The following is a 10,598-nucleotide window of genomic DNA, read 5'->3' on the forward strand; positions in this document are numbered from 1 at the left end:
GGTTCAGAGGATTTGACACGAAAAGCCTTGGTCTGTGTCAGGCTGATTTTCTGGTTGTGAACGCGCGGGTTCAGGTATCTGCTTCGGTACGAACATTACTTTCTCTAGCTGGCGGTCATCGTCGGTACAGTAGGGACGCTTCTCACAAACCACGGTAATACCCCGCTCTTTCAGCACTTCCTGCGCTTTCGACGAAGTCAGTGTTTCCTGCGTCAAGGTCCCTGGGTTCATTCGTATTCCCTGGCTCTTCAGCCGTTGCACCTCTTGCTCCAATGCCTGTTGTGTTGCCGGGCTTAGCAGTGATGGGTTATGCCTGTACTGCATCTTTTCCAGCAGCGTCATTCCGGCCGGAATCTCTATCTGGTGGAGATCATACCAGCTGTTATGAATACCATAAGTGATGCCTTTGCTCTGATCAGCCCTGCAAGCCTGGTGGTAGGGGTCTGAACAGACAATAATTCCAGCGGCCTGAGCAATTGTGCGCCGAACATTGTCATCAATAAACCGGTTCATTCTTTCCACTGGCTCAGTTGTCCATTCAAAGTGCTCAGAAATCTCTGAGCCATTGTCAATCAGACCGTAGGCCTCGGTATATTTTTTTTCGCGGTGATCGTTGGGTTGCCCGGTTACTTGCGCCAGATCAGCCGCACCATGCATGGCGGCTACCAGATGCCGTTGAAATTCAGTCCCGTTGCCAGGCCCGGAGGTAAAATCCCAGGGCAACTGCGGCGGCAGGTCAAGACGTGTAGCGTCAAACCCCCCGACCGTTGATCCGGGAAAATCAGCCCCAACCCCGCAACAACGGATAATGTCCATACGATCTGCAAAGCGTAATATGCGCAGATACCAGCGCACGGAGTCAGACAGGTTCTGCTCATCTGCGCCATTGACATCATTTTCCTTGCTGACCATCGCCTTTGCCATATCCTTCAGCAGCGGTTCAGGATAGTGCCCGATCAGGTCCCTTTTGAAATAGTCAGCTGACCTTGTTTCTTCCACTGATTTGGCGACATCTTCGGCAGCAGCAGCATGGTAGATAATCGCCAGCGCCAGGAGTTCTTTTTTTTCCGGGCGCAGGTAATGCAGCTGAAATTTTTCCAGCAATTCCATATACCAGAGCCCATTATTCCTGGCCCGCAGGACATGACTGCAGCTGTGCAGCGGTTTCCACACGGTTGGCAAGGTATGTCTGCCAAGGCTCTGGATCACGCGTTCCGGTCCCGGACGGCGGTAATAATGCTGCAATACCTTCAGGATGGTGCTTTCATTATCGCCGACATTATCAGGCAGGATGGGCGGTTTGCTGAACGCGTCCACCATAAACTGTAATGCCGCTGGCACCTTGGTTTCCACAGGTGCCGCCAATGGGCAAGCATCGTCCGACAGACCGAGCGATTGTTTCAGATCCGCGATTTCCAGATTGGCCTGTCGGACATGTTCTGACCAATTCAGGTAGAAAGGATGCTTGTTTCGTTGCTTCCATAGTCCTTCAAACCATTGGATGAACCCAGCCACGGATAAGTTACCAATAACCTTTCTACCGTCATGGCACCAATAGTCCAGATTATGTTTAACCCTGGCCAGAATATCTTTGTTCAGGGAAGCTCCATAATGAAACAGGGCGAGTAGGTGGGACTCAAAGATATCAAGGTTTAAAGGGTAACCAAGGTAATCACATAGTAGCTCTTCAAGACGGCTCTGCCGTTGCTGCTGACTGAGCCCCCGGCAGATTCGGTCAAATTCAACGACGCTTCCCGAATAACCGATCAGCGGCAACCACTTGAGATCTTCCAGGCTCAGGAACTCAAATGGAGCAAAGGCGGCCACCATATAATTCATTGTGCCCGCTCGCATTACCGCCGATTCTCGCTTGCTTAGCGTACAGTAAAAAACCGAAGTAACCTTCTGATCCATCCTTGACCCGCTCTGCAGAAGCAACTGAAGTAAACGGCAAGCTTCTTCCTCTTGTTCCCGGATTTGTTCCTGTCCAGGCTGATCATTTCTGAGCATTTCAGTAATCAGCAACTTTTCCAGCAACGATGTAACATATCCTTGTTTATTATGAAAAAAACGGTGGTGAATTGGCAAGCCACTCTGTTTTAATTCCAGAAGCCTCCCGGAACTGTAACAACAGGGATCACTCACCAGCTTGATGGCCTGTTGCAATTTGTGAAAAACATCCGGTGAAGCGGTTAATTCCCAACTCAGTGCCTCTGTACGCAAAGGCATTGGCAGCAGATTCAACATGGCTCTGAAATTTTCCTGGTCTATGCCCTGTGAGAATGCAAAATCATCCAGAGAATGCTCATTCAGGGCCAAGTGTTTACTGTCCAGCTCATCATCAAAACAAACCTGTACAGAACCTGTGCGGTGACAATAAATAACCAGAGGCAACGGTTGTTTAAGCTCCAACACCTCTTCACAATGACGTTTATCCTGCAGGATATCGGCAATATTCATCTGAGTATCGAGGTAAACAAAAAAGCATCTGATGTCTTCCTTGCTGTAGTTGTTAAGCACCAGTTCCGGATAATCAAGATAATTATAGGCGTGGGAATTATTGCGGATTACCAATCCAGGTAAACTGAAAGTCCCATCTGCTCGCAGATGTCCCGAGGTGAAACGAGGATAAACTCTCCAAATGGCTTGATTGGCATTTTCAAGACATTTCTCGTGTAATGATTGCAGATCAGGCAGTAATTTTATTGACAGTTTATCCGGATCCATGTCGGGCTCCGTATATGCATTATGTTTATAAACATAAAGGCATTGTGGATTAACAATGCCTACCATCCATTTACCAAACCCATCTGGTACGCGTGCTACGGGCATCATCTTCCCCGGCAGGGCGAGGGTGAATGGCCTTGGTGCACCCTTACCCGAAAAGTAATCATTTTCTTTAGTCAATTTAATTCGCCGAAACGCCAGGTACCCACTCTCTGCTGCCCAAAGTAGCACTTGTCGCTCATCTTCCCTGGGATGCCGGGGTATCAGCTTGCTGGTCGGTGCGCAGGTTGCCCATTGGCCAGAGACCGTTACCGGCTGGGTGTCAGGCTTTGGTTGGGGATGAGGGTGCAGGTTGGCGGAGGTATCCATGCCGCTGACAACATTCATGGTAGTTCTCAAGCAAGACTTATTTAGTTACTTTAGCTACCCACTTCTATCATAAGAGTGGATTCTATCATCATTAGAGAGTAACTGGCTGGTAAAAGTTCCAGTATGGCTCCACTGTCCGTAGCTGCATTTTCGTAGCGATATCACAGTATTTTACATGCCCAGCCTCCCAGGAGGCTGTCCGAGAATAGTCTGCCCTACGGTGGCTGCAATAAATTGGTCTAAAAATTCCTGCTTAAATTGCAAGTCTTCATGAATGCTGTGGCCAGTCTCCTGCTGATCAGCATCGTCCTCTTCACTGTCACTGGTTTCGGCTTTTTAATCAGAGCCTCAACTTCAGCCATTTGAAACTGCTTGTAAAAAAGGTGGCCTGGTTTCAACTTTCGCATTTATTTTGCATTGATAATGATACGAATTCAGGATTAACAGTAAATACAAACAGCTTGAACTAAAGCTATGAAATAGTAAACGACAATAATCAACAACCCTTATTTGCCACCCCTAGACTGTATACTTTTCTCTCTCGAATATTTGCAAATTTTGTAAAGTTGGATATTTTTCCATCAATCTGAAATTAATAGAAGTCAACTGACGGGTTAATCAAGCGATGCATCTTGGACTTCCAGTTAAACCAACTAATCCAGATTTTCTGCCTGATCAAAAATATCCTCATGATCCTGATAAAAAATTCCCTCATGATCCTGATAAAAAAATTCCTCATGATGATAAAAAATTTCCACATGATCATGATAAAAAATTTCCTCGTGATCGTGCTAAAACAACCAGCGTGTTTCACTCACGTCAAGTGGCTAATAATAAAAAGACAGGGAAGACGACGATTGCACCGGGTAGCCAGGATCAAACCAGCCATTTGGTTCAGTCTGCCAGTTCTTCAGTCTCGCTCAGGCAGACAATCTCAATTCATTCAAGTGCAGCTGTTTCAATAGATAGCACCACCTCAATCAACGCCTCGGCCAGCAGTTCAAATCCGGCAAAAGCTTCAACATCAGAAAGCACAGCGGGTTCAATAAATAGCGCCACTTCAATCACCGCTTCGGCCAGTAATTCAAACACAGCAAAAGCTTCAACATCTGAAAGCACAGCAGGTTCAATAAATAGCGCAAGCTCAAAAACAGCTTCGGCCAGCAGTTCAAATTCAGTAAAAGCTTCAACATCATTTGAAAGCGCAGCTGGTTCAATAAATAGCGAAACCTCAACAACCACTTCGTCCAGTCATTCAAATCCGGCAAATGCTTCAACATCTGCCAGCGCAGGCAGCATACACACGGCAACCGCCGCTATGTCGGAGGCCATGAAGGTTAGTGCCTCAGATAACGCTGCTTCGGCAACGTCCGCTAACAGTCCATCTGTGAACAGCGAATCAGGCTCGGTACAGGCGTCGGCGTCGGTGTTAACAGCAATCACCAGTGCATACCTGGCAACATCCAGCCTGGCCAGATCCCCAGCCACTACTCAGGGTACATCCAGCAGCAGTGACAGCAGCAGTGATTACAAGACTGCTGTGAGTTCATCAGACAGTTCATCAGAGTCCATTACCGCTACTGCCCACGATGCAGCAGGCTCAGTAAAAACGGCGGGCCCTGGTTTTACGGTAACCGGCGCTCATCGGCCAGCCAGCCAGTCCGGCTCAGTCAGCAATCCCCTGGCAGCCAGCGTCTCCAGCCACTCCCATGCTTCTGGCTCAGCAGGGCCTTCCGCCACAAGTGTAAGTATCAATGATATGGGTGAAACCGGTGACTATTCGGCAACGTCCATGGGGTTATCCGGCTCGGTGAAGAGTACCGTCTCTACCCATGCAACGGGTATGCATTCATTGCCTTCGCTGCACAGTTCGGCAACTGCCATGAATGCCACCACGGCTTTCCCAGCCCGGTCCAGCCTGACCGGTTCCGGCAAGGGCACTGTTGCCGCCAATGCATCGGTAACGTCAGCAATAGCCGATCCCGGTTCTGTTTCGGTTGTTGCCAGCCCGATTGGTATGGATACGTCGTCGTTTAATTATGCAAGCCCGACACAAACAACACCGTTTAATTATGCAGGCCCGACTGTTCAGGATTCTGCCTCTGCAAGCATTGCCAACAGCCCGATACTACTACCGGCCAGCACTCCCTCACTGGTTAACACCCTGCCACCCTGGACTGACAGTATTATCCCGACACATTCATTGGGCGGCATCACCGACATCGCGCCCGCCAGGACCACTCTGGCCCTGTCCAGTTCGCTGGCCGCTACCAATTTAACACTGGAGCAGCAACTGACCGCCATAGTGGACGATATGGGCAATTCAACCAATCTTGGCATGTACGAAAATGACCTGGTTTATTTTCAACAACTGCTTCCGGCCCTTAACCTCACGGAATTAGCCACCTTTGTTAAGGGCAGTGCCAGGGATTTTGCCGGATATATGCTGCTCGAGGGTATTAAAGCCTTTGCCGAAACGATCAATGGCACGTTCACTAATGGCACGTTCACTAATGCCACTTTCCCTGATGTCGCTCGTCACTATTTCGATATCGTAGCAGCCGGGGTGGATGACATTATCCATGAGTTCAACACCACAATTGCGCCTGACCCGACAACTCCTGCCCAGAATACTGGCTCAACGACAGTAGCCCATCACCATCGCTCAAAAAGAATGATCATTTCGAAGCCGGATTTCTTAAACAGCATCAGGTGGCTGATAGGGCTTGAAGATGCCATTGCCCAAGACAACATGGTCCCGCAACTGTTGGATTTTTTACGGGGTTTTTCTGCAATGCGCAATGAATTTACCCTTGCGGTGCAGCGTGGCGTTGCGGGAGACCCGGATGCAATAGCTCTTGCCAATCAACTCCGTCAGCCACTGGGGATGGCCAATTATTTGGCGCAATATAAGGACGAGGTCTTTGATTTAATGTGGCGTGAAGACTATCAGGCACTTGGCAGATTAGCGTATAAAGTTAACACCCTCTCAATTATTAACGAAAGTACTCCGGCACAACCTAGAGACATGATGCAAGGGCTCCAGGTCTTGGTTCGTAACCTGCTGCAGCGTCTCCAACGGATATCTCTGGCCCCCAATCCGCCAGCTGTGACGAATTTAAATTTTGTCACAGCTTTCTCTATGGCATGGAACCCTTTTCGACTAATGATGAATGATCTGCAAATACGGGAAGGCATATGTCTGGGCGATGTAGTGTCAGTGACCCTTGCCAGCCACTTTGGAATTTCTGTTAGCAACTCTTTAAATGCTCTGGTCAATGCTGTTTTTCTGGGTGCCGGATATGCTCGATTACCCGCTCTTGTCAGGACCTTGCTACAGGAATTGTCGACTAAAAGACTAATTGCTTCCCGCGCACCTTTATGGCGTAGCCTGGGCCTGAAAAAAGACAGTCATTACCTTAGTAAAATTAGCCAGGAACTTGAGCAATTTTCGTATGGAGTCTACGCTGGAGAACCATTTCTTACAATTCGGTCAATGCTGTCAAAGATGGTTGCAGCGCTCAATGCGAAGGCAACTCAGTTACCGACAGGGGCAGATGCTACTGTTCTGTTTACCATCGCCCCGCGTGTCGGACATATCCTATTTGCAAAAATACAAAGGATGAATAATCAACTGGCTCTGATCATTTCTGATATCTCAAGCTCTTTGTACGTGGCCAGAGCCGATTCAATGGATCAGTTGGTCGCAAGGGCCATGGACGCACTGAGACGACTGGCTGAGGTATACAACCTTGGATTGACTCAGCCAGCGCAGATTGCCAACTCAAGAGGTATCGGGCATCTTTATCAACCCACCGAGGCAGAAATAACCGAGTGGGCTGACATGGCTCCCATTCCTACCTCGGCCTTAACGTTAAAACAGATCCTGACCAAGCCGGTAACGGAACTTGAAGCCCTCGACAAAGCGGCCACGAAGGCCCTGGCAAAAGAATACATTAACAAGGTGACCAGTGCAGCGGGGCTTGAAAAACTGAAATTAAGTCAGAAGCTGACTGAACAGGACCTGCTCCCTCCACCCTCAAGCACTCAGGTAACCACAGTCGATCCACTAATCCTGCAAATGCGGGAAGTGATCAGTGTGCTTGACGATGCTCTGGCCAATAATACCCCGGTACCGGATGCCATCAAAATATTGAATGCCAACCTTATGGCCAAAACCAGTCAAAGCCTGCTTGCCCGGGCCAAAGCGACCGCTGGAGAACAGCCGGACCCTGTACCTGGTCCTTCCGGGGTGGCTCAGGGCGTGTCCAGCCTGGACGACTTTCAATATTCGATGCAGATGATGGTGTTGCAGGATGCCATCAATGCTATTGCCCCGGAGGTTCCCGGAGCGGCGCTGTTGGCTCACCCAGCCGCTGGTGCGGTTCCCCAATCGTCGGGTGGCCAGCCTTCCGGTGGCACCGATCAAGGTTTAAGTGTGGGAACCAAGGCCGGAATCGCGATTGGTAGCGTCGGCGGAACATTAGGTTCGGTGGCTAGCGGCGCATTTATAAAAAGACTGGCCTCGAACGGGGGCGATGCGGCGGCGGAAGATGTCGGGGTCCGCATTGGGGAAAGTGCAGCAGAGGAGTTTGTGCCAGAGACCGAGGTTTTGAAATCCCTGGGTGATGGGCTCAAAACTTCTGTTGAGGATTTGATGGCCAAGGCACCCGCCCCGCCACATCATGAACCCGGCGGCGAAGACTGGGCCCATATCCGCACTCGTGGCAAAGGCAGCAAAGGCAAAATAAAAGAACCCGCGTGTCGACGTAAAAGAGCCCTGGCCGGGGCTGGCATGGGCGGTTGTGCCGCCGATGAGTTGTATGAAAAGGCAGTAAAAAGGATAGTTGCAGAAGGCGTTGTTGGATTCTCTGCACCCGCCCTGATGGCCGGTTTTGCTGAAACACTGGCTGTTGGACTCCTGACCCCGGAATTACTTATGATCATTGCTGCGGCCGTGGCAGCCGGCGTTGCCGGCTGGGTAGGTTATGAAATCTACGAACTTGTAGAAGATGGGAAGAAGAAGGGAGGCGGGGGTGATAGTGATGATGATTCATCTGACAATGACAACTCCGGTCATCATCACTCATCCGGAGGCAGTGGTAACAGAGGAACCACGCCCACCAGTGGATTGTTAACGACCGGCCAGCCGCCCGTCACAGGCCTGCAACCTGCCACGGACAGGCCGGGCAGCAATCCCGGAGTGGTTGCTGACAACAGTAGCCCTGTTGTTGCGATCGCATCGGCAACCGGCACACAGGCGGTGGTGTCTTCTGACGTGCATGCATTGGCCACCATCGTGCCGGAGACCAGCACCCCGCAGCCACTGGCATCGACCAGCGTATCAACCACGGCTGTAACCGTGACAGAACAGGCTGACATTACCCCTGCAATGGCATCTGCTGCCATGGATCGTGCAACCAGTGAAGCCGGACTGCTAACGTCCTTAGCGGTATCTGAGGGCAGTTCCAGCCATGTACCACCGGACGCCTCAAAAGCATTGTTATCGACGGCTTTATGGCCGCATACCGCTGCACCTGTGCTGGCACCCGGATTGAGTTCGTCGGCCAGCACTACTATTGAGGCTGCACCACGCCAGTCAGAGAGCACCCGTGCTCAGGCACTATCTGCCAATACCACAGCTCCAATTGGAGCAGAGTCAAGTTTGTCGTTTAATACTATCACGGCGTCGTTGAGTTCGTCAGAGACGGCAAGTAGACAGGCAGTGTCGTCCAGTATCATCACTTTAGCCTCATCCAAGTCTGGTTCGTTCGCTAATGCTACAGAGGGTTCATTAAGCCCGTCCGGAACGGTAAACACTCAGGCATTGTCATCCAGCACGATGGCCCGGATTTCGCCGGAAATGAGTCCGTCAATGAATACTACTGAGGCATCACTGAACCCATCAGGCATGGCAGGCACCCAGAGGTTATCATCCAGCACCACGGAGCTGTTCTCTCCAGAGCTGGGTTCGTCGATGAATACCACCGATGTGTCACTCACTCCATCAGGGATGGCAGGCACCCAGACGTTATCATCCAGTACCACGGCTGCGTTTTCTCCAGAGTTGAGTTCGTCGATGAATACTACCGATGTGTCGGTGACTCCGTCAGGCATGGCAGGCACTCAGAGGTTATCATCCAGTGCCACGGCTGCGTTCTCTCCAGAGTTGAGTTCGTCGATGAATACTACCGATGTGTCGGTGACTCCGTCAGGCATGGCAAGCACACAGACATTGTCATCCAACACTACGGCTCCGTTCTCACCGGAACTGAGTTCGTCGATGAATACCACCGATGTGTCAATGACTCCGTCAGGGATGGCAAGCACTCAAACATTGTCATCCAACACCACGGCTCCGTTCTCACCAGAGCTGAGTTCGTCGATGAATACCACCGATGTGTCAATGACCCCATCCGGGATGGCAAGCACACAGGCCTTGTCATCCAACACTACGGCTTCGTTCTCACCGGAATTGAGTTCGTCGATGAATACCACCGATGTGTCAATGACGCCATCCGGGATGGCAAGCACACAGGCCTTGTCATCCAACACCACGGCTGCGTTCTCTCCAGAGCTGAGTTCAACGATGAATACCACCGATGTGTCAATGACCCCATCCGGGATGGCAAGCACTCAGGCCTTGTCATCCAACACCACGGCTCCGTTCTCACCCGAACTGAGTTCGTCGATGAATACCACCGATGTGTCGGTGACTCCGTCAGGCATGGCAAGCACACAGGCCTTGTCATCCAACACCACGGCTCAGTTCCCACCCGAGCTGAGTTCGTCGATGAATACCACCGATGTGTCAATGACCCCATCCGGGATGGCAAGCACTCAGGCACTGTCATCCAACACTACGGCTCCGTTCTCACCGGAATTGAGTTCGTCGGTGAATACCACCGATGTGTCAATGACCCCATCCGGGATGGCAAGCACTCAGGCCTTGTCATCCAACACTACGGCTCCGTTCTCACCAGAGCTGAGTTCGTCGATTGATGCCACCGGGGCATCAGAAGACTTATCAGAGATTACGAAAGAACCGTCAACATCGCTAAAAACAGCGTTGTCTGCCGCACAAAACACCTCTGGCGCCACACGCCCATCGCCCTCTGCCGCAGATGATGCTGAAACCGACACCGCCCGGGCGGTATCCAGTTCACAGCCATCGACTTCACAGCCAACGACTTCACAGCCAACGACTTCACAGCCAACGACTTCACAGCCAACCACTGCGCAGCCATCCACTTCACAGCCATCCACTTCACCACTACCCACATCCACTTCCCAAACACCAACAGCTCACCTTGAGGCGACCCCGTCTGAGGCGACCCCGTCGGCCATTAACGATCGTACTGACGCTGAGTCATCGTCGCCAACGATCGTACCGGATAAAACCACTCAACCGGTTGCGACCCCCACCGCCTCCGTCACCGACAGCCACCCGCCGCAGGTAGGCCCGCAGGGCAAAAAACTGCTGAAACTTTATGCGGACCGGG

The 10,598-nt window shown here is 51.1% G+C and carries 4 protein-coding genes; 1 reads left to right on the forward strand and 3 read right to left on the reverse strand.

The features are described from left to right. Positions 1-3 precede the first annotated feature (3 nt). The 3 genes from ACO6VE_RS20280 to ACO6VE_RS20290 form a co-directional block, all read right to left on the reverse strand. On the reverse strand, positions 4-3,114 hold the full coding sequence (locus ACO6VE_RS20280; protein ID WP_422463114.1) for a hypothetical protein: 3,111 nt from the start codon (positions 3,112-3,114) through the stop codon (positions 4-6). A 921-nt stretch (positions 3,115-4,035) separates the two neighbouring features. Beyond that, the gene (locus tag ACO6VE_RS20285) at positions 4,036-4,338 is read right to left on the reverse strand and encodes a hypothetical protein (protein ID WP_422448639.1); all 303 of its coding nucleotides are present in this window, start codon (positions 4,336-4,338) and stop codon (positions 4,036-4,038) included. Between the two features lie 9 nt (positions 4,339-4,347). Then, positions 4,348-4,584 (reverse strand): hypothetical protein, encoded by a 237-nt coding sequence (locus ACO6VE_RS20290; RefSeq protein WP_422448637.1) that lies wholly within the window; start codon positions 4,582-4,584, stop codon positions 4,348-4,350. A gap of 52 nt (positions 4,585-4,636) precedes the next feature. Here ACO6VE_RS20290 and ACO6VE_RS20295 point away from each other — a divergent pair. Then, positions 4,637-10,598 (forward strand): hypothetical protein (locus ACO6VE_RS20295; protein WP_422463116.1); only part of this gene is annotated, 5,962 nt, incomplete at its 3' end.

Source organism: Endozoicomonas sp. ALB115 (genome assembly GCF_049310245.1).
Lineage (GTDB): Bacteria > Pseudomonadota > Gammaproteobacteria > Pseudomonadales > Endozoicomonadaceae > Endozoicomonas.